Here is a 22,233-nt window from a genome sequence, read left to right as displayed (position 1 = left end):
ACATGCCTGCTATCCCTCTCGAACATGGATTGGCCGTTGCCGGGATCCTGTTCTGCCTTGGTCTGGTCGGCCTGATGGTCCGCCGCAACATTTTGTTCGTGTTGATGAGTCTGGAAGTGATGATGAACGCCTCTGCACTGGCCTTCATCGTTGCAGGCGCCCGTTGGGGCCAACCGGATGGACAGATCATGTTCATCCTGGTGATCAGCCTGGCAGCCGCCGAGGCCAGTATTGGCCTGGCGATCCTGCTGCAACTGTATCGCCGCTTCCACACGCTCGATATCGACGCTGCCAGTGAGATGCGCGGATGAACCTAATCTTTCTGACTTTTGTATTCCCTCTGATCGGTTTCCTGCTGCTGTCGTTCTCCCGTGGACGCTGGTCGGAAAACCTCTCGGCGCTGATCGGCGTGGGTTCCATTGGCTTGTCGGCGATTGTCGCCGCCTACGTCATCTGGCAATTCAACGTCGCGCCGCCCGAAGGCGGTCACTACACCCTGGTGCTGTGGAAGTGGATGGCGGTCGAAGGCTTCAAGCCTGACTTCGCTCTCTACGTCGACGGTCTGTCGATCACCATGCTCGGCGTGGTGGTGGGCGTAGGTTTCCTGATCCACCTGTTCGCGTCCTGGTACATGCGCGGCGAAGCGGGTTACTCGCGCTTCTTCTCGTACACCAACCTGTTTATCGCCAGCATGCTGTTCCTGGTGCTCGGCGATAACCTGTTGTTCCTGTACTTCGGCTGGGAAGGCGTGGGTCTGTGCTCGTACCTGTTGATCGGTTTCTACTACAGCAACCGCAACAACGGTAACGCCGCACTCAAGGCTTTCATCGTGACCCGGATCGGTGACGTGTTCATGGCCATCGGCCTGTTCATCCTGTTCCAGCAAGTGGGCACGTTGAACATCCAGGAACTGCTGGTGCTGGCACCGCAGAAATTCCAGGTCGGCGACTTCTGGATCACCCTGGCGACCCTGATGCTGCTGGGTGGTGCCGTCGGTAAATCGGCGCAACTGCCACTGCAAACCTGGCTTGCGGACGCAATGGCCGGTCCGACCCCGGTGTCGGCACTGATCCACGCTGCAACCATGGTGACCGCCGGTGTCTACCTGATCGCCCGTACCCACGGTCTGTTCACCCTGGCGCCGGAAATCCTCCACCTGGTCGGCATCGTCGGTGGTGTGACGCTGGTTCTGGCGGGTTTCGCCGCACTGGTACAAACCGACATCAAACGTATCCTCGCCTACTCGACCATGAGCCAGATCGGCTACATGTTCCTGGCGCTGGGCGTTGGTGCCTGGGATGGCGCGATTTTCCACCTGATGACCCACGCCTTCTTCAAGGCCCTGCTGTTCCTTGCGTCCGGTGCGGTGATCGTTGCCTGCCACCACGAGCAGAACATCTTCAAGATGGGCGGTCTGTGGAAAAAGCTGCCACTGGCCTACGCCAGCTTCATCGTCGGTGGTGCTGCACTGGCCGCCCTGCCACTGGTCACCGCCGGTTTCTACTCCAAGGACGAAATCCTCTGGGAAGCATTCGCCAGCGGCCATAACGGTCTGTTGTACGCCGGTCTGGTCGGTGCGTTCATGACTTCGCTGTACACCTTCCGCCTGATCTTCATCACGTTCCACGGTGAAGCCAAGACTGAAGCCCACGCCGGTCACGGCATCGCTCACTGGCTGCCACTGTCGGTACTGATCGTGCTGTCGACGTTCGTCGGCGCCATGATCGTCCCACCGCTGCACGGCGTACTGCCGGAAAGCGTTGGGCATGCCGGTGGCGAAGCCAAGCACAGTCTGGAAATCGCTTCGGGCGCCATCGCCCTGGCCGGTATCCTGCTGGCGGCCCTGCTGTTCCTCGGCAAGCGTCGCTTCGTGACGGCAATCGCCAACAGCGGCATCGGCCGTTTCCTTTCGGCCTGGTGGTTCGCTGCCTGGGGCTTCGACTGGATCTACGACAAACTGTTCGTCAAGCCGTACCTTGCGATCAGCCATGTACTGCGCAGAGACCCGCTCGACCAGACCATCGGTCTGATCCCGCGTATGGCCAAAGGCGGTCACACCGCCCTGAGCCGCACCGAGACCGGTCAACTGCGTTGGTATGCCGCCTCGATGGCTGCTGGTGCCGTGCTGGTAATCGGCGCCATCGTGCTGGTAGCGGTCTGATATGAACCTTGCGAATTTGCGAAAGGAAACGAGCCCGTCATGATTCTGCCTTGGCTAATCCTGATCCCCTTCATCGGCGGCCTGCTGTGCTGGATGGGTGAGCGCTTCGGCGCTACCCTCCCCCGCTGGATTGCGCTGTTGACCATGACCCTGGAACTCGCCCTCGGCCTCTGGCTGTGGGCCCACGGTGACTATTCATTTGCTCCGGCGCCTGGCGCCGATCCGACCTGGGCGCTTGAGTTCAAGCACGTCTGGATCCAGCGCTTCGGCATCAACGTGCACCTGGCCCTCGACGGCCTGTCGCTGTTGATGATCCTGCTGACCGGCCTGCTGGGTATCCTCTCGGTACTCTGCTCGTGGAAAGAGATTCAACGTCACGTTGGCTTCTTCCACCTGAACCTGATGTGGATCCTGGGCGGCGTGGTCGGCGTGTTCCTCGCCCTCGACCTGTTCATGTTCTTCTTCTTCTGGGAAATGATGCTGGTGCCGATGTACTTCCTCATCGCGCTCTGGGGTCACAGTTCTTCGGACGGCAAGAAAACCCGGATCTACGCAGCGACCAAGTTCTTCATCTTCACTCAGGCTTCCGGCCTGATCATGCTGGTGGCGATCCTCGGTCTGGTGCTGGTCAACTTCAACAACACTGGCGTGATTACCTTCAACTACGCCGACCTGTTGAAGACCAAGATGTCGATGACCACCGAGTACATCCTGATGCTCGGCTTCTTCATCGCCTTCGCGGTCAAGCTGCCCGTGGTGCCGTTCCACTCCTGGCTGCCTGATGCCCACGCCCAGGCGCCGACTGCCGGTTCCGTCGACCTCGCCGGTATCCTGCTGAAAACCGCGGCCTACGGTCTGCTGCGTTTCGCCCTGCCGCTGTTCCCGAATGCTTCGGCCGAGTTCGCGCCGATCGCCATGACCCTCGGTCTGATCGGGATCTTCTACGGTGCGTTCCTCGCTTTCGCGCAAACCGACATCAAGCGTCTGATCGCCTTTTCGTCCGTTTCCCACATGGGCTTCGTACTGATCGGCATCTACTCCGGCAGCCAACTGGCACTGCAAGGTGCAGTGATCCAGATGCTGGCGCACGGTCTGTCGGCCGCGGCACTGTTTATCCTCAGCGGTCAGCTGTACGAGCGTCTGCACACCCGTGACATGCGTGAGATGGGCGGTCTGTGGTCGCGTATCGCTTACCTGCCGGCGATCAGCCTGTTCTTTGCCGCCGCCTCGCTGGGTCTGCCGGGTACCGGTAACTTCGTCGGCGAGTTCCTGATCCTGATCGGTACGTTCGCCAGTGCGCCATGGATCACCGCGATTGCCACCTCCGGTCTGGTGTTCGGTTCGGTCTACTCGCTGATCATGATCCACCGTGCCTACTTCGGTCCGTCGAAATCGGATTCGATCCTGCACGGCATGGACGGTCGCGAACTGATCATGGTGCTGGGCCTTGCGGTGCTGCTGATTTACCTCGGCGTTTACCCGCAACCGTTCCTCGACACTTCCGCCGCCACGATGCATGGCGTGCAGCAGTGGCTCGGCACCGCCTTCACTCAACTCGCTTCGGCCCGGTAAGAGCGCTATGGAATTCACGATTCAACACTTTATTGCGCTTGCGCCACTGTTGATCACCAGCCTCACCATTATCGTGGTGATGCTGGCAATCGCCTGGCGCCGCAACCACTCGCAGACCTTCCTGATCTCGGTCGCCGGTCTGAACCTGGCCTTGCTGTCGATCCTGCCAGCCCTGAAAGTCGCGCCTCTGGCCGTGACGCCACTGCTGCAAGTCGACACCTTCGCCTGCCTGTACATGGCGCTGATCCTGGTCGCCACCCTCGCCTGTGTAACCCTCGCCCACGCCTACCTCGGCGATGGCGGTTCGGGTTACCCGGGCAACCGTGAAGAACTGTACCTGCTGATCCTGATGGCCGCCGCCGGTGGTCTGGTTCTGGTCAGCGCGCAGCACCTGGCCGGCTTGTTCATCGGTCTGGAACTGCTGTCGGTGCCGGTCTACGGTCTGGTGGCTTATGCCTTCTTCAACAAGCGTTCGCTGGAAGCCGGCATCAAGTACATGGTGCTGTCGGCCGCCGGTTCCGCGTTCCTGTTGTTCGGTATGGCCCTGCTCTACGCTGACGCCGGCACCCTGAGCTTCAACGGTATCGGTCAGGCGCTGGCCACCACCAACCTGCCGAGCTCGCTGGCGCAGTTGGGTCTGGGCATGATGCTGATCGGTCTGGCGTTCAAGCTGTCGCTGGTACCGTTCCACCTGTGGACCCCGGACGTCTACGAAGGTGCTCCGGCACCGGTGGCCGCGTTCCTCGCCACGGCGTCGAAGGTTGCCGTGTTCGCGGTGATGGTGCGTCTGTTCCAGATCTCCCCTGCTGCCAGCAGTGGCGTGCTGAGCGACGTGCTGAGCGTGATCGCCATCGCCTCGATCCTGTTCGGTAACCTGCTGGCCCTGACCCAGAGCAACCTCAAGCGTCTGCTCGGTTACTCGTCCATTGCGCACTTCGGCTACCTGCTGATTGCCCTGGTGGCGAGCAAGGGTCTGGCGGTGGAAGCCATCGGCGTGTACCTGGTTACTTATGTGATCACCAGCCTCGGCGCGTTCGGCGTGATCACTCTGATGTCGTCGCCGTACAACGGCCGTGACGCCGACGCGCTGTACGAGTACCGCGGCCTGTTCTGGCGCCGTCCGTACCTGACCGCCGTTCTGACCGTGATGATGCTGTCCCTGGCCGGTATCCCGCTGACCGCTGGCTTCATCGGCAAGTTCTACATCATCGCTACCGGCGTCGAGTCGCACCAATGGTGGCTGGTCGGTTCGCTGGTACTGGGCAGCGCCATCGGCGTGTTCTACTACCTGCGCGTGATGGTCACCCTGTACCTGATCGAACCGAACCTGCGCCGCCACGACGCCCAGCTGCACTGGGAACAGAAGGCTGGCGGCGTAATGCTGCTGGCCATCGCCCTGGTCGCTTTCTTCCTGGGTGTGTACCCGCAGCCATTGCTGACCTTGGTTCAGCAGGCGGGTCTGGCGGGCTGATTGCTCGGCTGGCTACACATGAAAACGGCACCTTCGGGTGCCGTTTTTGTTTTTGCGGGGTTCATCCAGCAACAAATACCTGTGGCGAGGGAGCTTGCTTCCGCTGGGACGCGAAGCGGCCCCGCTGTTCAGTTGAGAAGCGGGGCCTGCTACGCAGTCCAGCGGGAGCAAGCTCCCTCGCCACAATGGCATCACAGTTTCTTCACCATTGGCACGCAGGCCAGTTGCAAACCTGAAGGCGATTGATAAATCGCACTCCCCTCCCCGATGTAACCGCAGCACCGATAAAAGTCGACCGCATTCAACGTCGCGTCCAGACACACCTCGGTCAGCCCGAGATTCCGCGCCAGATCTTCGAGAAAGAACAGAACACGCTTGCCCAGCCCACGCTGCATGAAATCCGGGCGAATGAAGATCGCGCCGATTTCACGGTAATCCAGATCGAGCATGCCGGTCGCTACAGCCTCACCCTGAATGCAGCCCAGATAAAAGTGTTTTTCCATCAGCGTGTCGTAGCCGTCTTCGGCCGCCCCTTTGGTCCAGTCGAGCATTTGCTGCTGGCTGTAGGCATCGATGCATTGGTGCCGGATGGCCAGGCGCCGAATGTCGAACGCGATCTGCGCATCGTCCGGGGCAGCTCTTCTGATGTCGAACATTTCTCTCTCCATGAGGTATGTGCGGACGGGAATGAACCTGCGAAGGTAACAGCCATTTCTGCATAAATGTGGATCAATCAGTCCACATTTCCACAGATGCCGTGGCAAACCCGGATCATTGTGGGAGTGTGGCTCGCCCGCGAAGGCGTCGGCACATTCAATATCTTCATTGCCCGACACTCCGCTTTCGCGAGCAAGCCCGCTCCCACAGGTTACGTGTCGTTCACAGCCCTTATGGCAACCCCCGATTACCGTGGGAGCGTGGCTTGCCCGCGAAGGCGTCGGCACATTCAATATCTTCATTGACTGACACTCCGCTTTCGCGAGCAAGCCCGCTCCCACAGGTTACGTGTCGTTCACAGCCCTTATGGCAACCCCGATTACCGTGGGAGCGTGGCTTGCCCGCGAAGGCGTCGGCACCTTCAATATCTTCATTGACTGACACTCCGCTTTCGCGAGCAAGCCCGCTCCCACAAGTTACGTGTCGTTCACAGCCCTTATGGCAACCCCGATTACCGTGGGAGCGTGGCTTGCCCGCGAAGGCGTCGGCACATTCAATATCTTCAGTGCCTGACACTCCGCTTTCGCGAGCAGGCTCGCTCCCACAGGTTTATGTGGCGTTCAATCCATATAACCACATGACGAAATTGTAATTCCCCCATCACCTTGGCGTTATCCGCAGCTTGCAACGATGTGACCCGGCGACCAATGCCGGCGGGCCTTTGCCCGTCGAACAATAAAACCACGCCGACGCACGTTCCCGTTCTGCCGAACCCAAGGAGTGTTTGATGGTTAACAATACAAAAATGTCGATGGCTGCTTTAGCGGTGGTGGTCGGCTCCGGGCCGTCCATGGTGTTTGCAGAAGACAAGCCCGAAGGCTTTGTCGAAGGCAGCAGCCTGACGGCGCTCAACCGCAACTTCTACTTTAATCGTGATCATCGCGACGGCCAGTCCAGCCCCACCGGCAACGGTTATTCCGAAGCCTGGGCGCATGCCGTGATCAGCAAGTTCGAATCCGGTTTCACCCAAGGCACCGTCGGGGTCGGTGTCGATGCATTTGCCATGCTCGGCTTGAAACTCGACACCGGTGACGGCCGCAACGGCGGGCGCAGTTCGTTCGATGTTCTGCCGGTCAACCGTGACGGCCAGGCGCGGGATGAATACACCAAGATCGGTGGCGCCGCCAAAGTGCGGGCCTTCGATACCGTGGTCAAAGTCGGTGATGTGTTCCCGGCCAACCCGGTGGTGGCCGCAGGTGATTCGCGCCTGCTGCCGGAAAGCTTTCGCGGTGTGACGGCGACCAACACCAGTATCGACGGTCTGTCGATTCAGGGCGGTCGTTTGCATGCGATGAGCCAACCGGTGTCCAGCGACATGCGCGAAAATTTCGCCACGTTCTACGCCGGCCCGGTCAATTCGCCGTGGATCGCTTATGGCGGGGGCGACTACGTGCTGAACAAGAACCTCAGTTTCAGCCTGTACTCCAGTCGCCTCAAGGATGCCTGGAACCAGTATTACGCCGGCACCGCCTGGACCTATCCGCTGGCGGACGACCTGTCGCTGTTCGGCGGCCTGAACTATTACAAGGCGGTCGACGAAGGCAAGCAACTGCTCGGCGAGTTCGACAACAACATCTGGAGCGGCCGCGTCGGGGTGAAACTCGGTGCGCACTCCGTCGCCCTCTCCCACCAGCGCAACAACGGCAACGACGATTTCGATTACCTGCGCCAGTCCGACTCGATCTTCCTCGATAACTCGATCCAGTACAGCGACTTCAACTCGCCGAAGGAACGTTCGTGGATGGTGCGCTACGACCTCGACATGAGCCCTTACGGCGTACCCGGTCTGTCGTTCATGACCCGTTACGCACGCGGCACCGACGCCGACTATTCCAACGCCAACGCCGTGTACATGCGCCGCGATGCCGAAGGCAATCCGCTGACCGACCAGAAGCGCTGGGAGCGTGACGTCGAAGTCAAATACGTGGTGCAGAGCGGTTCGATGAAAGACCTGTCGCTGCGTTTGCGCCAGGCCACCACCCGCGCCAAGGCGTTCGAGTCCGACCTGGATGAAGTGCGGGTGATCGTCGAATACCCGCTGGCGATTCTCTGAGTTTCCCGAGCAATACCATTCACCTTTAGAAGCTCCTTGCTCCTTTGGTCAGAGGTGAATTTTTTGGCGTCCTTCGGGGCGCCTTTTTTTGCCTTGGGAAAAATCATCGTTTTCTTGACCGAACCGCAAGCCACCTGCCATCTTCGCCTGCGCTGACCAACAAGAATAACGAGGGACCGATGAGTAGCCGTAAGAACCTGGAAATCGAGTACTTGCGAGGGGCTGCTGTGGCCATGACCTTCTTGTGCCATGTCACCATGATGCTGCCGTTCCATACCGATACGCTGCTGAGAATATTCTCGATTTTCATGCCTTGGACCGGTGTCGACCTGTTCTTCTGCATTTCCGGTTTCGTGGTCAGCAAGGCCTATCTGGACCATTTCGACCAACAGCGCGCCCAAGGTCAGTTCGGTCTGGCAACTGCCTGTTTCTGGCTGCGCCGCGCCTATCGTCTGCTGCCCACAGCATGGCTCTGGATACTCATTCCGCTGTTGTTTTCCATTGTTTTCAACCAATCGAACGCCTTTGGTTCGTGGTACGACAATCTGCGCAGTTTCACCGCCGTCGCGACCTTCAGCGGCAATCTGGCGATGCATTACAACTCGCTGCTGGGCCCTAGCCCTCAATACTGGAGCCTGGCGCTCGAAGAGCAGTTTTACTTCGTATTTCCGTTTTTTCTGCTGTTTGTCACGGCCCCCCGTTGGCGGATCATCGCCCTGTTCGCACTGATTGCGTTGCAGTTCGGTATTGATCGAAACCCCTACGGCCAACCCACAAGCATCCTCACGCACTTCCGTCTGGATGCAATGCTCTGGGGAATTCTCTTGTGCCTGTTCACCCGTACCCGCCTCTATCGGCAGATAGAACCGGTCGGGCTGGGTCAGGGAACGATCAAACCGCTGCTTTGCACGCTGTTCCTGCTCTACATGCTGGGTTCTGTCGCCATCCAGCTGATTGCCATGCCCATTGCTGTCGGCATCGTCGCGATGGTCGCGGTATTGATTGTCTGGCTGGCGAGTTATCAGAAGGGCTACATCTACTGCCCGGCGTTCATGCGCGGTCTCATGCAGTGGCTCGGCTCACGGTCGTATGGGCTCTACGTGATCCACGTGTTCACCAATCACCTGAGTACAGAGATCTGGACGCGTGTTGCCGCCAACCAAGGCGTGCCGCTGGATGGGCGTTTCACCCTTGAGCTGTTACTGACGTCGGTGGGTCTGCTGGTGCTGCTGAGCGAACTCAACTACCGCTTTATCGAAACGCCTCTGCGTCTGCGCGGCGCCGAGATTGCCCGACGCAAGTTGAACCAGGAATCGTCTCCGCTCCCGGCCGTTGTGGATGTCGAGCCATTGCCGACCAGGTAACCCTCCTCGAACACACAGGCTAGAGAGCTGACATCCGAAGGACAACCTGAAAACATGTGGGAAGGTTCTGCTTTTCCCACACAACTTTTAAATGCAGTTCCAGGGATCAGGGATTGGTTAGCCACCACTGTTGCGGCACACGCCGGCCACGCTGTATCTGAGGGTGTTGAGTTGCCCTTGCGAGTCTTCGTAGGTCATAGCGGTAGGGACCACCGAGCAGGCAGGCTGCGGCTTCACCACGCTGACGATTTTCACCACGTCGAGCTGCATGCCGTATTCGTATTCCTTGACCACCGGCGCCGCTTTGCCGCGTTCAGCCGCGTATTGTTCCATGGCTTTGGCGTTGGCGCTGAAAGCGCGCTCGAAGGTGCGATCACCGCCGCCCTCGGCCAGTGCATTCACGGACATCGCCATGACGCTGGCGAACACGATCGACTTAAGCATTTTCATCTCCATTTCCTTCCCTTCCAGGCCCGAAAAAAAGCCCGGCATCGATGCGCGATGACGGGCTTGCGCAGGTTCAGGCCGCGTTAAAGATCCTGAGTTTTCTGGTCGTTCTTTTCATTGACCACCACCGGGTTGGCAGCGGCTTTTTCCTTGGCCACGAACAGCTCCACGGCACGGTCGTTGGCGGTCATCATCCGGTCGAAGGTGCGGTCACCACCGCCTTCGGCCATGGCCAGCGACGACAGCATCAGGGCGGTTGCGAAGGCACTCAGTTGGGCGAATTTCATGGTTGATTCCTCGTTTAAGTAACTGACGGGATCAAGGTAACAAGGTGAACCTTTCGTGACGGTGGCGGGGGAATTACATATCCGTTATCTGCCGGATCAGTGCACGGAACCCATGTGGGAGCGGGCTTGCTCGCGAAAGCGGTGTGTCATCCAACATTGATGTCGACTGACACGGCCTCTTCGCGAGCAAGCCCGCTCCCACAGGAGATCATCTACTCAGACGGTACGGTGTCCTCATCCCGGCGATGGGCGAGTTGATAGAGCGCCGGCAAGATCAGCAGCGTGAGGATCGTGGAGGACAGGATTCCGCCGATCACCACGGTTGCCAGTGGCCGCTGCACCTCGGCGCCGGTGCCGGTCGCCAGCGCCATCGGAATAAACCCCAGCGACGCCACCAGCGCGGTCATCAACACTGGCCGCAAGCGCGTCAGCGCGCCGACGTTGATTGCCTCCGTCAGTGAGCGCCCTTCCTCGCGCAAATTGCGAATGAACGCGATCATCACCAAACCGTTGAGCACCGCCACCCCGGACAACGCGATAAACCCCACGCCAGCGGAAATCGACAACGGAATATCCCGCAGCCACAGCGCCATCACCCCGCCGGTCAAGGCAAACGGAATCCCGGTAAACACCAGCAAGCCGTCCTTCAGATTGTTGAACATCATGAACAGCAATCCGAACACCAGCAGCAACGCCACCGGCACCACGATCTGCAAGCGCTTGGCCGCCGATTGCAGTTGCTCGAACTGCCCGCCCCAGTTGGTCCAGTAACCGGCCGGCACCTGCACCTCGCGCTCGATCAGCGCACCCGCCTCACTGACGAACGAGCCGATATCTCGCCCGCGCACGTTGGCACTGACGATCACCAGGCGCTTGCCGTTCTCGCGGCTGACCTGGTTTGGCCCGAGCACCAGATCGAGGCTGGCGACGTCCTTCAGGGCGATAAAACCGATCTGGTTCGCCGCACCGCTCAGCGCCGGCACCGGAATTAGCAACGCCGACAAGCCGTCGATGTCCTTGCGCATCGCGTCGGACAAGCGCACCACCATGTCGAAGCGCCGATCACCCTCGTACAAAGTGCCAGCCTGCCGTCCCCCCACTGCGACGGCGATGGTGTCCTGCACATCGCCAACGTTGAGGCCATAACGCGCCGCCTTGTCGCGATCGATATTGATGGTCAGCACCGGCAGCCCGGTGGTCTGCTCGACCTTCACTTCAGAGGCGCCGTTGACCTTCTGCATCGCCGCCGCGATCTTCGCCGCCGTGGCGTTGAGCACGTCCATGTCATCGCCGAACACCTTGACCGCGACATCGCTGCGCACGCCGGAGATCAGTTCGTTGAAGCGCAACTGGATCGGCTGCGACAGCTCATAGTTGCTGCCCGGCAACGTCGCGGCGGCTTGTTGCAACTCGGCCATCAGGGTTTCGCGGGACTTTTTCGGGTCTGGCCATTGGTCCTTGGGTTTGAGCATCACGTAGCTGTCAGAGATGTTCGGCGGCATCGGGTCGGAAGCGATTTCCGCCGTACCGGTGCGGGCGAACACCCGCTCCACTTCCGGCACTTTGGCCAGGATCAGCATCTCCAGCCGCTGCTGCATGTCCACCGATTGCGTCAGGCTGGTGCCCGGCACGCGCAGCGCTTGCAGGGCAAAATCCCCCTCACTGAGGCTCGGCACAAACTCGCTGCCCATGCGGCTGGTGAGCACGCCGCTGAGCACGATCACCGCCAACGCCGCGCCCACGGCCACCGCGCGATGCGCCATGACCCAGGCCAGCGCTGGCGCGTAAATACGACGGGCGCCGCGCATCACCACACCCTCCTCTTCCTTGACCTTGCCGGTGACGAACAGCGCAATCGCTGCCGGCACAAAGGTCACCGACAGCAGCATCGCACCGAGCAGCGCGATGACCACGGTGAACGCCATCGGGTGGAACATTTTCCCTTCGACGCCGCTCAACGCGAAGATCGGCAGGTACACCACCATGATGATCAACTGGCCGAAAATCAGCGGTCGCCGCGCCTCTTTCGCTGCCGCAAAAACTTCCTTGAAACGCTCGGCACGAGTCAGCAAACGGCCGTGATGCTGCTGTGCGTGAGCCAACCGGCGCAGGGTGTTTTCGACGATCACCACCGCACCGTCGACGATGATGCCGAAGTCCAGCGCACCAAGGCTCATCAGGTTGGCGCTGACCTTGTTGCTGAACATCCCGGTGAAGGTGAACAGCATCGACAGCGGAATCACCATCGCGGTGATCAACGCGGCGCGGATGTTGCCGAGGAACAGGAACAGAATCGCGATCACCAGAATCGCGCCTTCGATCAGGTTCTTTTTCACCGTGGCGATGGCTTTGTCGACAAGGTGCGTGCGGTCATAGACCGGCACGGCAATCACGCCTTTGGGCAAGGATTTGTTGATCTGTTCCAGCTTGCTGGCCACCGCTTGCGAAACGGTGCGGCTGTTCTCGCCGATCAACATGAACACCGTGCCCAACACCACTTCACGACCGTTTTCGGTGGCCGCACCGCTGCGCAACTCACGGCCGATTTCCACGCTGGCGACGTTCTTCACCCGGATCGGCGTGCCGTCGACATTGGCCATGACGATGTTGGCGATGTCCTCGGTACTCGCCACCTGCCCCGGTGCGCGAATCAGCAACTGCTCGCCGCTGCGCTCGATGTACCCGGCGCCGACGTTGGCGTTGTTACGCTCCAGCGCGGTGATCAGATCGGTGAGGGTGAGCTTGTACGCGGCGAGGCGTTTCGGGTCCGGCGCGATCTGGTATTCCTTGGCAAACCCGCCGATGGTGTTGATCTCGGCGACACCCGGCACGTTGCGCAACTGCGGCTTGATGATCCAGTCCTGAATCACTCGCAGATCGGTCGGCGTGTAGGCGCTGCCGTCTTCCTTCAGCGCGCCCTCCTGGGCTTCCACCGTCCATAAAAAGATCTCACCGAGGCCGGTAGAGATTGGCCCCATCACTGCTTCCGCGCCTTCAGGCAATTGCTCCCTGGCGATCTGCAGACGCTCGTTGACCAGTTGGCGAGCGAAGAACAGGTCGGTGCCGTCCTTGAAAATGACGGTGACCTGCGACAGGCCCGAGCGCGACAGCGAACGGGTCTGCTCCAGCGCCGGCAACCCGGCCATCGCGGTTTCAATCGGGAAAGTAATGCGCTGCTCGGTCTCCAGCGGCGAGAACCCGGCGGCACCGGTGTTGATCTGCACCTGGACATTGGTGATGTCGGGCACGGCGTCGATCGGCAGCTTTTGATAACTGGCGATGCCGAGGCCGGCCATGAGCAGAACGGCGAGCAGCACGATGATGCGCTGCTCGATGGCAAACTGGATCAGGCGTTCGAACATGGGAACCTTCCAGAATTAATGACTGTGCTCGGCTGAGGCTTTGCCCAGCTCCGACTTGAGGACGAAGCTGCCGGCGCTGGCGACTTGCACGCCCGGTTCCAGCCCTTGGGTGATTTCCACGTGGCCGGCGGCGCGGCTGCCCAGTTCCACCGCCTGCGCCTTGAAGCCGTCGTCGGTACGGACGAACACCGTGGATTTGTCCTCGACGGTCTGGATCGCGGTTTCCGGCACCGCGACTTTGGCCTGGCGGCTGTCGGTGGCGACCCGCGCGGTGACGAACAGCCCCGGGCGCCATGAACCCTGCGGGTTTTCCAGCGTCACGCGCACGGTCGCGGTGCGGGTTTGTTCGCCGAGCAGACTGCCGACGTAAGCCACGCTGCCAGTGACTTCAGATTGCAATTCCGGCGCACTGACGGTGACGGGTTTGCCCACCTTCACCTGGGTCAGATCCTTGGGCGAGACGCCGAACGTGACCCACACGCGGGATAAGTCCGAAAGGGTGAAAGCGGCCGTGGTTTCATCGACCACCTCGCCCGGCGTCAGGTGTTTTTCCACCACCACGCCATCGAACGGTGCGCGCAGTTCGTAGCGATTGCCGCCGGTGGCGACCACGCTGCCGCTGAGTACGCTGATTTTCTGCCGGGCGTTGTTCATGGCGATTTCCGCCTCTTCCAACGCTTGCTTCGCCTGGAGGAAATCCTGTTCGGCGGAGATCTTGTCCTGCCACAGTTTTTTCTCACGCTCGTAGGTGGTGCGCGCCAACGCCAGGCGACGTTGCGCGGCCGCCTGTTCGCTGCGCTGATCGGAGATCTGCTGACTGGCGATCACCGCCAGCAACTGTCCCTTTTTCACCGGTTGCCCGAGGTTGACCGCCACCGACTCGACCACCCCCGGCACGCGCGGCACCACGTGCGCCGTGCGGTCTTCGTCGAAGCGCACTTCGCCGGGGAACGACAGGCCGAGACTGATGCTCTGCGTCCGCGCCTCGGCCAGTTGAATGCCTGCCGCCGCGATCTGCTCGGTACTCAATTCGATGTGGCCTTCTTCGGCATGTTCGCCTTCGGCGGCTGCGCCCTCCTCGGCGTGATCGGCGTGCTCCGCCGCTTCATCGGCATGCGCGTCGATACTCGAATTGACCGGCCACATCGAGCCGATGCCAATGCCCAGCGCCAAGGTCGCGACCGCGACCACCAGCAGTTTTTTATCCATGGAAACTCCTCTGCGCCGTGCTTCGCGCAGTTGTCTGAAAATGAAATTCAAGGGCTGACGCTGAGGTCGCCGAAGATCCGTTCGAGGCGCACGCGGGCATCGGTCGCCTCGCTGACGGCCTGGATGTATTGGCTGCGCGCGGCAATCAGGGTGCGCTGGGCATCGAGCACATCGAGGAAGCCGAATTTGCCCATTTCAAAACCACGGGTGGCGCTGTCCACTGCACTTTGTGCGGCGGGCAGGATGCTCTGGTTGAACGCGTTGACTTCGCCATTGGCGGTCTGCCATTGCTCGAGGCTGGTCTGGACTTCGGTGCGCAAGCGCAGCTCGGTGGCGTTGCGCAGATCCCGCGCCTGATCGCTGCGCCGTGCGGCGGCGAGCACGTTGCCCTGATTGCGGTTGAACAGCGGAATCGGCATCGACAGCCCGACCACGTTGACCCGCTCACGCTCGGTTTCGCTGTACTGGCTGCCAATGCTCACGGTCAGGTCGGGAATGCGCTGCGACTTTTCCAGGCCCAACGATGCTTCGCGTTGATCAATCTGCAGTTTCGCCAGACGCAGCTCGGCGGTCTGGTTCAGACGCTCGAGCAAACGGCTGGGCGGCGGCAGCGTGACGAGGTTTTGCGTCGCGGCTTGCACATTGGTCGAAGTCGGCAACGGTGCGCCCATGACTTGCGCCAGTTGCTGATAGGCGTTGGCCTGATCGCGCTCGGCGCGGCTCACCTCCAGGCGCACCTCCGAGAGCTGCACTTGCGCCCGCGTGCCTTCGACCGGCGACGATTTGCCGGCCTCGATGCGCCCCTGAGCAACGCGCAAACCGTGCTCGGCCAGTTGCAGTGACTGGCGCGACAGCTGCAAGCGTTGCTGCGCGGTTTGCGCGCTGTTGAACGCCTGGATCACATCGGCGCGCAAGGCATTGCGCTTGCGCTCCAGTTCGATACCGGCGGCGTCCTGCGCACGGCTGGCGACATCGATGCGCGCACCGCGTTTGCCGCCCAGTTCAATCGGCTGGCTGAGCATCACCGTGGTGGTGCGCGAGTCGCGTCGGGTGTCTTCGGCTTCCCACGACACCTCGGGGTTGGGGATCAGTCCAGCCTGTTGGCGGTCGCCCTCGGCTATGCCGATTTCCCACTGCGCGGCGGCGAGATCGGGGTTGCCGGCGAAGGCACTTTGCAGCGCCTGATCCAGCGTCAAGGTCGATGCGCTGGCCAGGCTGCTACACGCCAACAACAAGAGGCCGCTGGCGGTTTTGTTCAGGCGTGATCGCGCCGTCAGTTGGATTAAACCGGGCAATGGAGGACTTCCTTTAATTCAGGATTTTTCGATGCCGCCACGTTAGGGTTTTGAACTTATCGACAAGGTGACTGGAACATTACAAATCCGTTATCCACGGTTTGGCAAAGTTGTTTTGTTCTAGGATGCGAAGTGCAAACGGCTTTGTCGTAATACATGGAAACAAATACTCGGTAGTTATCTGCCGAACAGCACTTGCCTGAATGCAATACATGTCTATTGGCGCATTCAGACTGCGACAGGCTGTCGCGGATAGCCGTTTTAAAGGCCTCCGAGATTGACTCTGTAGCCACTACAGCCTTTACCGTGTTCGTCATTCAGTTATCGAACAGCGTCCGGAAGAACTTACAAAAACCATAATTTTCCCGGCCACCTTAATTAAATATCCCTTAAATAAAAGTGGTGAAAGATCATGCGAATCCTTGTCGTCGAGGACGAGCTTAAAGCTGCCGAATACTTGCATCAGGGTTTGACCGAAAGTGGTTATATCGTTGACCACGCCGCCACCGGTGCCGATGGATTGCATCTGGCGCAACAGCAGGCGTATGACCTGATCATTCTCGACGTGAACTTGCCGGAACTGGACGGCTGGGGCGTGCTGGAACAACTGCGTCGTACCCACTCGACGCGGGTGATGATGCTCACCGCGCGCGGGCGGCTGGCGGACAAAATTCGTGGTCTGGATCTGGGCGCCGACGACTATCTGGTCAAGCCGTTCGAGTTTCCCGAACTGCTGGCGCGGGTGCGCACCCTGATGCGCCGCAGTGAAAACATACCGGTGCCGCAAGTGTTGAAAGTCGCTGATCTGGAGCTTGATCCGGGCCGGCATCGGGCGTTTCGTGGCGAACAGCGCATCGACCTGACCACCAAGGAATTCGCCCTGCTGCACTTGTTGATGCGCCAGTCCGGCGAGGTGCTGACCCGCACACAGATCATCTCGCTGGTGTGGGACATGAATTTCGACTGCGACACCAACGTGGTCGAAGTGTCGATCCGGCGCTTGCGGGCGAAGATCGATGACCCGTTCGACAACAAGCTGATCCACACCCTGCGCGGTGTCGGCTACGTGCTGGAGGCGCGGGAATGAAGCCGGCCAGCCTGTCGATGCGCCTCGGTTTGACCGTGAGTATTCTCGGCGCGCTGTTGGTGGTGTTTCTGGCAATCCTTGCCTATTTCGCCCTGACCCATGAGCTGAATGCGCTGTCCCGCGACAGCCTGGACAAGAAGATGGCGCAGGTTGAACACAGCCTGTCGCTATACGTCGACGCCAATGAAGTCAGTGGCAAGCCGCACATTCTGCTCGATCAGGTCATGGGCCATGACAACCTGACGCTGACGATTTATGACCGTTCGAACCTGCGTTCGCCGCTGCTCAAGTCCGGCTCAGGACTGAAGGATCCGCGCGCCGAGTTACGCGCGGTGCGAGCCGCCACCGAGCAATTGACCTACAGCGACAGCAGCGATGGCGAGGGTGCAAAATTCCTTACCGCGTCAAAGCTGATTCGCCTCAAGGACGGCAGCCGCGTGCCGGTGCTGCTGTCGATGGACAACGCACATGATCAGGCGCTGCTCAGCGCCTACCTGCGCTCGACGCTGATTGCCTTGCCGCTGTTGCTGGTGTTCATCGGCCTGACGGCGTGGGGCGCGGTGCAGCGTGGATTGGCGCCGCTGCGCGAATTTCGCAAGGTGGCGGCGATGGTCTCGACTCAGGATCTGGATCATCGGCTGTCGGTGGTGAACATGCCGCAGGAGCTGAGTGAACTGGCACAGGGCATCAACTTCATGCTGCATCGGCTGGATGCCGGGGTGCAGCAGTTGTCGCAGTTTTCCGATGACCTGGCGCACGAGCTGCGCACGCCGATCAACAACCTGATGGGCAAGGCGCAGGTGACGCTGTCTCGTGAGCGCACGACCGGGGAATACCAGGACGTGTTGGTGTCCTGCACCGAGGAGCTTGAGCGCGTGGCGCGGATTGTTTCCGACATGCTGTTTCTCGCGCAGGTCAGTCATCCGTCGGCGCTGGCGCCGTTTGAATCGGTAGCGCTGGAGGATGAAGCGGCGAAGGTCGCGGAGATGTTTTCGCTGTCGGCGCAGGACAAGCAGATTCATTTGAATGTTGTTGGTTGCGCATCGGTGCTGGGCGATCGATTGATGATCCAGCGGGCGATTTCCAATCTGCTGTCCAATGCGCTGCGTCATTGCCCGAACGGCAAAACCATCACCTTGCTGATCGAGCAAGGCGCGACGCAGGCTTCACTGCTGGTCAGCAATCCCGGCGCCGGCATCGAGGCGCAGCATCTGCCGCATCTGTTCGACCGCTTCTACCGCGTCGACAGCGCCCGCTCGCGCTCGCAGGGCAGCACCGGGCTGGGACTGGCGATCGTGCGTTCGATCATGAGCCTGCATCAGGGAGTAGCCGAGGTGAAGAGCTTGCCCGGTGTCATGACCGTATTCCGCCTCGGTTTTCCTGCGGCGACACCCATGGCCCCATCGCTTGCAGGCAAGCTCTCACAGTGATTTGCGGGGTACTCAGGTTTTGTGACCACCACTGAAACCTGTAAGCCTTCGCCTGCTCGCGATGGCGGTGGGTCCTGCAACATCTGCACTGCCTGATACTGAGCCTTCGCGAGCAGGCTCGCTCCCACAGGGACAGTAGTCATTCACAAAATGTGTGGGCGCCGCCAAAACCTGTGGGAGTGAGCTTGCTCGCGAAAGCGTCGGATCAGGCGATATCCATGTTGAATGTCAGAATGGGAATCGGAAGTTTTGTACGATTTTTTACCGATACTCTCTCGTCTCCGAACAAACTCCGAAAGCTCCCGCCCTAACATCCGCCTCGTCCTACAGCCAGCCTTGAGTGGGTAGTTCTATGGTGAAAGTCTTTGCAGGTAGAAGAACGATGGAGGGCACTATGAGAGACATGTTTTGTGAGTCGGTTGCAGAAATCGAGACTCTGGCAGTCCAAGGTCGGGCGCTGCGCCTTCTCGCTCACACAGGAAAAACCGGCACACCACGAATTGGCGCTATGAAAGGCAAGTTTGTGCTGCCTGAAGATTTCGATTCGCCATTGCCTGACGCCATGCTTGATACCTTTGAAGAAAATCAAACATGAAGCTGGCATTGACCGATGCCCTTTAGTAGCTGCTGCAGTGGGCAGGGTATTTTTGAGTTTTGTGAACACCACTGCAATCTGTGGGATTGCTTGCCTGCAAGCGATGGCGGCGTGTCAGTCACTATCCATGCTGAATGGCAGACCGTATTCGCGAGCAAGCTCGCTCCCACAGTAATCTCGATTGTGATCGGCATTTATGAACGATACAGATCCAGTGTGGGAGTGAGCCTGCTCGCGATAGCAATGGCACAGGCAACAAAAAAAACGGCACCTTGCGGTGCCGTTCGCCTTGCACATTTCAGCTTTTACTTACGCGCATCCGCCCACGATTTCAGCAGTTCGTTGTAGCTCACGGTCTCGCCCTGTGGCTTCTCGTTGGCCAGTTTCGGTTTCGGTGCGCCCGGCTGGTCGAACCAATATTGCGCGTCGCGTTCCGGGTTCATTTTCGGGGCGCACACTGCTTGAGCCTTGGAGCGTTCGAGGCGCGACATGATCGCGTCCTGATCCTTGGCCAGACCGTCCAGCGCTTGCTGCGGGGTCTTCTCGCCGCTGGCCGCTTCGGCGATGTGGCTCCACCATAGTTGCGCCAGACGCGGATAGTCCGGCACGTTGGTCCCGGTCGGGGTCCATTGCACGCGGGCCGGGCTGCGGTAGAACTCGACCAGCCCACCAAGTTTCGGTGCCAGATCGGTCATTGCCTGCGAGTTGATGTCCGACTCGCGGATCGGCGTCAGGCCGACGATGGTTTTCTTCAGCGACACGGTTTTCGAGGTGACGAACTGCGCGTACAGCCACGCCGCCAGTTTCTGTTTCTCAGGCGTGGATTTCATGAACGTCCACGAACCCACGTCCTGATAACCAAGCTTCATGCCCTCCTCCCAGTACGGCCCGCGCGGCGACGGCGCCATGCGCCACTTCGGTGTGCCATCGGCATTCATCACCGGCAGGCCCTGCTTGGTCATGTCGGCGGTGAACGCGGTGTACCAGAAAATCTGCTGGGCGATATTGCCCTGCGACGGCACCGGGCCGGACTCGGAGAAGGTCATGCCCGCCGCTTCCGGTGGCGCGTAGGCCTTGAGCCAGTCGACGTATTTCTGCGTGGCGAACACTGCCGCCGGGCCATTGGTGTCGCCGCCGCGGGTCACGCTGGAACCAACCGGGTGGCAATCCTCGACGCGAATCCCCCACTCGTCCACCGGTAAACCATTGGGAATACCCTTGTCGCCGCCACCGGCCATGGAGAACCAGGCATCGGTGAAACGCCAGCCCAGCGACGGGTCTTTCTTGCCGTAGTCCATGTGCCCGTAGACACGTTTGCCGTCGATTTCCTTGACGTCTTCGCTGAAGAATTTGGCGATGTCTTCATAAGCCGACCAGTTCACCGGCACGCCCAATTCGTAGCCGTATTTTTCCTTGAACTTGGCTTTCAGATCCGCGCGTTCGAACCAGTCGGCGCGGAACCAGTACAGGTTGGCGAACTGCTGGTCGGGCAGTTGATAGATCTTGCCGTCCGGCGCCGTGGTGAACGAGATGCCGATGAAGTCCTTGATGTCGAGCGTCGGCGAGGTGAAGTTCTTGCCTTCGTTGGCCATCAGGTCGGTGATCGCCTCGGTCTTGCCGTAGCGAAAGTGCGTACCTATCAGGTCCGAATCGTTGACCCAGCCGTCGTAGATGCTCTTGTCCGACTGCATCACCGTCTGCAGTTTTTCCACCACGTCGCCTTCCTGCAGCAGGTCGTGGGTCAACTTGATCCCGGTGATTTCGGTGAAGGCCTTGGCGAGCACTTTGGACTCGTATTCGTGGGTGGTCAGGGTCTCCGAGACGACCTTGATGTCCATCCCGCGAAACGGCTCGGCGGCCTTGATGAACCACTTCAATTCATCGAGTTGCTGTTCGGGCGTCAGGGTCGATGGCTTGAATTCGCTGCCGATCCATTTTTTCGCAGCGTCCTCATAGGCATCGGCCCAGGCCGATGCGCTCAAACCGCTGAGTGCCAGCACGGCCGCCAATGAAATGCTATGTCGCAGCTTATTGTTTTTGTCGAACATAGAGACCTCCTGTTTGATTTTCGGAGCACGATTGCCGAGAGTCGACTAGCCCCAACGCATCACAAGCAACAGCCACACCAAAGACAGCGCGGACGCCGCCCAGATGCTCCAGTCGGTGACGCCAATGACCAGCAGATGCAGGTAGGCGCTGCCGAGAAGACCGATGAACAAGCGATCGCCACGGGTGGTGGCAATCGGCAGAAAACCTCGCCGCAGAATGCTCGGCGAACGCAACTCCCAAGCGGTCATGCCGACCAGCAGCAAGCCAATGGCGATGAAGAAACCCGCCGTAGGGGCCGTCCAGCTCATCCATTCCATCATTCGTTCCTCATACACGACCCAGAGCAAAGCCCTTGGCCACATGATTGCGCACGAACCAGATCACCAGCATGCCCGGCAGGATGGTCAACACCCCCGCCGCCGCCAGTACGCCCCAGTCGATGCCCGAGGCCGACACGGTGCGGGTCATCACCGCAGCTATCGGCTTGGCGTTCACCGAGGTCAGCGTGCGCGCCAGCAGCAGTTCGACCCAGGAAAACATGAAGCAGAAAAACGCGGTGACGCCGATCCCGGAGCCGATCAGCGGGATGAAAATCTTCACGAAGAATTTGGGAAAGCTGTAGCCGTCGATGTAGGCGGTTTCGTCGATTTCCTTGGGCACACCGGACATGAACCCTTCGAGAATCCACACCGCCAATGGCACGTTGAACAGGCAGTGCGCCAGCGCCACGGCGATGTGCGTATCGAACAGGCCAATCGACGAATACAGCTGGAAGAACGGCAACAGGAATACCGCCGGCGGCGCCATGCGGTTGGTCAGCAGCCAGAAAAACAGGTGCTTGTCGCCCAGAAAGCGATAGCGCGAAAACGCGTACGCCGCCGGCAAAGCCACACTCAGGGAGATAACGGTGTTGAGTGTCACGTAGTACGCCGAGTTGATGTAACCGCTGTACCAGCTCGGATCGGTGAAGATCACCTTGTAGTTCGCCAGCGTGAAGTTCTGTGGGAAAAGCGTCAGGCCACCGAGGATTTCGGTGTTGCTCTTGAACGACATGTTCAGCAGCCAGTAGATCGGCACCAGCACGAACAGGATGTAGATCAGCAGCGGAACAAGCTTTGTCTTGCTCATGGCCGG

18 protein-coding genes are annotated in these 22,233 nt (G+C 60.0%); 9 read left to right on the top strand and 9 right to left on the bottom strand.

The window, feature by feature from the left end:
• The first annotated feature begins 2 nt into the window (after positions 1–2).
• The 4 genes from nuoK to nuoN are packed head-to-tail and all read left to right on the top strand — an operon-like array spanning position 3 to position 5,204.
• Positions 3–311 (top strand): NADH-quinone oxidoreductase subunit NuoK, encoded by a 309-nt coding sequence (gene nuoK, locus M0814_RS06130; protein WP_003223790.1) that lies wholly within the window; start codon positions 3–5, stop codon positions 309–311.
• On the top strand, positions 308–2,161 hold the full coding sequence (gene nuoL, locus M0814_RS06125) for an NADH-quinone oxidoreductase subunit L (protein WP_103486071.1): 1,854 nt from the start codon (positions 308–310) through the stop codon (positions 2,159–2,161). The genes nuoK and nuoL overlap by 4 nt, the downstream gene beginning before the upstream one ends.
• Positions 2,162–2,200: 39 nt before the next feature.
• Positions 2,201–3,733, top strand: a complete 1,533-nt coding sequence (gene nuoM, locus M0814_RS06120) for an NADH-quinone oxidoreductase subunit M (RefSeq protein WP_003223785.1) — start codon at positions 2,201–2,203, stop codon at positions 3,731–3,733.
• A gap of 7 nt (positions 3,734–3,740) precedes the next feature.
• Complete coding sequence (gene nuoN / locus M0814_RS06115) at positions 3,741–5,204, top strand: NADH-quinone oxidoreductase subunit NuoN (protein WP_103486072.1); 1,464 nt, start codon at positions 3,741–3,743, stop codon at positions 5,202–5,204.
• A gap of 191 nt (positions 5,205–5,395) precedes the next feature.
• Here nuoN and M0814_RS06110 read toward each other — a convergent pair whose 3' ends face one another.
• On the bottom strand, positions 5,396–5,860 hold the full coding sequence (locus M0814_RS06110) for a GNAT family N-acetyltransferase (protein ID WP_103486073.1): 465 nt from the start codon (positions 5,858–5,860) through the stop codon (positions 5,396–5,398).
• Between the two features lie 788 nt (positions 5,861–6,648).
• On the opposite strand from M0814_RS06110, the gene M0814_RS06105 reads away from it, so the two are divergent.
• On the top strand, positions 6,649–7,974 hold the full coding sequence (locus M0814_RS06105; protein WP_103485327.1) for an OprD family porin: 1,326 nt from the start codon (positions 6,649–6,651) through the stop codon (positions 7,972–7,974).
• A gap of 179 nt (positions 7,975–8,153) precedes the next feature.
• On the top strand, positions 8,154–9,338 hold the full coding sequence (locus M0814_RS06100) for an acyltransferase (RefSeq protein ID WP_103485328.1): 1,185 nt from the start codon (positions 8,154–8,156) through the stop codon (positions 9,336–9,338).
• A gap of 117 nt (positions 9,339–9,455) precedes the next feature.
• Here the strand turns inward: M0814_RS06100 and M0814_RS06095 are convergent, their stop codons facing one another.
• From M0814_RS06095 to M0814_RS06075, 5 genes are all read right to left on the bottom strand, one after another.
• Entirely contained in the window at positions 9,456–9,788 is a 333-nt protein-coding gene (locus tag M0814_RS06095; protein ID WP_003223776.1) for a DUF2790 domain-containing protein, read from the bottom strand.
• 80 nt (positions 9,789–9,868) lie between these two features.
• Entirely contained in the window at positions 9,869–10,072 is a 204-nt protein-coding gene (locus M0814_RS06090; RefSeq protein ID WP_003223774.1) for a co-regulatory protein PtrA N-terminal domain-containing protein, read from the bottom strand.
• A 212-nt stretch (positions 10,073–10,284) separates the two neighbouring features.
• Positions 10,285–13,434 (bottom strand): CusA/CzcA family heavy metal efflux RND transporter, encoded by a 3,150-nt coding sequence (locus M0814_RS06085; RefSeq protein ID WP_103485329.1) that lies wholly within the window; start codon positions 13,432–13,434, stop codon positions 10,285–10,287.
• A gap of 15 nt (positions 13,435–13,449) precedes the next feature.
• Positions 13,450–14,643, bottom strand: coding sequence for an efflux RND transporter periplasmic adaptor subunit (locus tag M0814_RS06080; protein ID WP_103485330.1), 1,194 nt, complete (start codon positions 14,641–14,643; stop codon positions 13,450–13,452).
• A gap of 47 nt (positions 14,644–14,690) precedes the next feature.
• A complete protein-coding gene (locus M0814_RS06075; RefSeq protein ID WP_103485331.1) occupies positions 14,691–15,938 on the bottom strand; it encodes a TolC family protein in 1,248 nt (415 codons plus the stop codon).
• A gap of 412 nt (positions 15,939–16,350) precedes the next feature.
• Here M0814_RS06075 and M0814_RS06070 point away from each other — a divergent pair, with 412 nt between their 5' ends.
• The 3 genes from M0814_RS06070 (at position 16,351) to M0814_RS06060 (ending at position 19,050) form a co-directional block, all read left to right on the top strand.
• Entirely contained in the window at positions 16,351–17,025 is a 675-nt protein-coding gene (locus tag M0814_RS06070) for a heavy metal response regulator transcription factor (RefSeq protein WP_003223767.1), read from the top strand.
• A complete protein-coding gene (locus tag M0814_RS06065) occupies positions 17,022–18,455 on the top strand; it encodes a heavy metal sensor histidine kinase (protein WP_103485332.1) in 1,434 nt (477 codons plus the stop codon). Before M0814_RS06070 ends, M0814_RS06065 begins: the two co-directional genes overlap by 4 nt.
• A gap of 394 nt (positions 18,456–18,849) precedes the next feature.
• A complete protein-coding gene (locus M0814_RS06060; RefSeq protein WP_247868464.1) occupies positions 18,850–19,050 on the top strand; it encodes a type II toxin-antitoxin system prevent-host-death family antitoxin in 201 nt (66 codons plus the stop codon).
• Between the two features lie 305 nt (positions 19,051–19,355).
• Here M0814_RS06060 and M0814_RS06055 read toward each other — a convergent pair whose 3' ends face one another.
• The 3 genes from M0814_RS06055 to M0814_RS06045 are packed head-to-tail and all read right to left on the bottom strand — an operon-like array spanning position 19,356 to position 22,227.
• Positions 19,356–21,098 (bottom strand): ABC transporter substrate-binding protein, encoded by a 1,743-nt coding sequence (locus M0814_RS06055; protein WP_103485333.1) that lies wholly within the window; start codon positions 21,096–21,098, stop codon positions 19,356–19,358.
• Positions 21,099–21,143: 45 nt separating this feature from the next.
• Positions 21,144–21,416 (bottom strand): DUF2160 domain-containing protein, encoded by a 273-nt coding sequence (locus M0814_RS06050; RefSeq protein WP_103485334.1) that lies wholly within the window; start codon positions 21,414–21,416, stop codon positions 21,144–21,146.
• Between the two features lie 10 nt (positions 21,417–21,426).
• A complete protein-coding gene (locus M0814_RS06045) occupies positions 21,427–22,227 on the bottom strand; it encodes a carbohydrate ABC transporter permease (RefSeq protein ID WP_103485335.1) in 801 nt (266 codons plus the stop codon).
• Positions 22,228–22,233: the final 6 nt, after the last annotated feature.

Origin of the sequence: Pseudomonas sp. MWU12-2020, assembly GCF_023100605.1 — a bacterium.
GTDB classification, from domain to species: Bacteria; Pseudomonadota; Gammaproteobacteria; order Pseudomonadales; family Pseudomonadaceae; genus Aquipseudomonas; species Aquipseudomonas fluorescens_H.
The sequence above is the reverse complement of the archived record's forward strand: the minus strand, read 5'-3'. Positions and strand labels throughout refer to the sequence as shown.

Bases quoted from the DNA above. Each gene is read 5' to 3' on its own strand.
- M0814_RS06060 (WP_247868464.1), top strand. From the start codon at position 18,850: ATGAGAGACATGTTTTGTGAGTCGGTTGCAGAAATCGAGACTCTGGCA.
- nuoL (WP_103486071.1), top strand. From the start codon at position 308: ATGAACCTAATCTTTCTGACTTTTGTATTCCCTCTGATCGGTTTCCTG.
- M0814_RS06110 (WP_103486073.1), bottom strand. From the start codon at position 5,860: ATGTTCGACATCAGAAGAGCTGCCCCGGACGATGCGCAGATCGCGTTC.
- M0814_RS06080 (WP_103485330.1), bottom strand. From the start codon at position 14,643: ATGGATAAAAAACTGCTGGTGGTCGCGGTCGCGACCTTGGCGCTGGGC.
- M0814_RS06085 (WP_103485329.1), bottom strand. From the start codon at position 13,434: ATGTTCGAACGCCTGATCCAGTTTGCCATCGAGCAGCGCATCATCGTG.
- nuoM (WP_003223785.1), top strand. From the start codon at position 2,201: ATGATTCTGCCTTGGCTAATCCTGATCCCCTTCATCGGCGGCCTGCTG.
- nuoN (WP_103486072.1), top strand. From the start codon at position 3,741: ATGGAATTCACGATTCAACACTTTATTGCGCTTGCGCCACTGTTGATC.
- M0814_RS06090 (WP_003223774.1), bottom strand. From the start codon at position 10,072: ATGAAATTCGCCCAACTGAGTGCCTTCGCAACCGCCCTGATGCTGTCG.
- M0814_RS06050 (WP_103485334.1), bottom strand. From the start codon at position 21,416: ATGGAATGGATGAGCTGGACGGCCCCTACGGCGGGTTTCTTCATCGCC.
- M0814_RS06070 (WP_003223767.1), top strand. From the start codon at position 16,351: ATGCGAATCCTTGTCGTCGAGGACGAGCTTAAAGCTGCCGAATACTTG.
- M0814_RS06095 (WP_003223776.1), bottom strand. From the start codon at position 9,788: ATGAAAATGCTTAAGTCGATCGTGTTCGCCAGCGTCATGGCGATGTCC.
- M0814_RS06055 (WP_103485333.1), bottom strand. From the start codon at position 21,098: ATGTTCGACAAAAACAATAAGCTGCGACATAGCATTTCATTGGCGGCC.
- M0814_RS06045 (WP_103485335.1), bottom strand. From the start codon at position 22,227: ATGAGCAAGACAAAGCTTGTTCCGCTGCTGATCTACATCCTGTTCGTG.
- M0814_RS06105 (WP_103485327.1), top strand. From the start codon at position 6,649: ATGGTTAACAATACAAAAATGTCGATGGCTGCTTTAGCGGTGGTGGTC.
- M0814_RS06065 (WP_103485332.1), top strand. From the start codon at position 17,022: ATGAAGCCGGCCAGCCTGTCGATGCGCCTCGGTTTGACCGTGAGTATT.
- M0814_RS06100 (WP_103485328.1), top strand. From the start codon at position 8,154: ATGAGTAGCCGTAAGAACCTGGAAATCGAGTACTTGCGAGGGGCTGCT.
- nuoK (WP_003223790.1), top strand. From the start codon at position 3: ATGCCTGCTATCCCTCTCGAACATGGATTGGCCGTTGCCGGGATCCTG.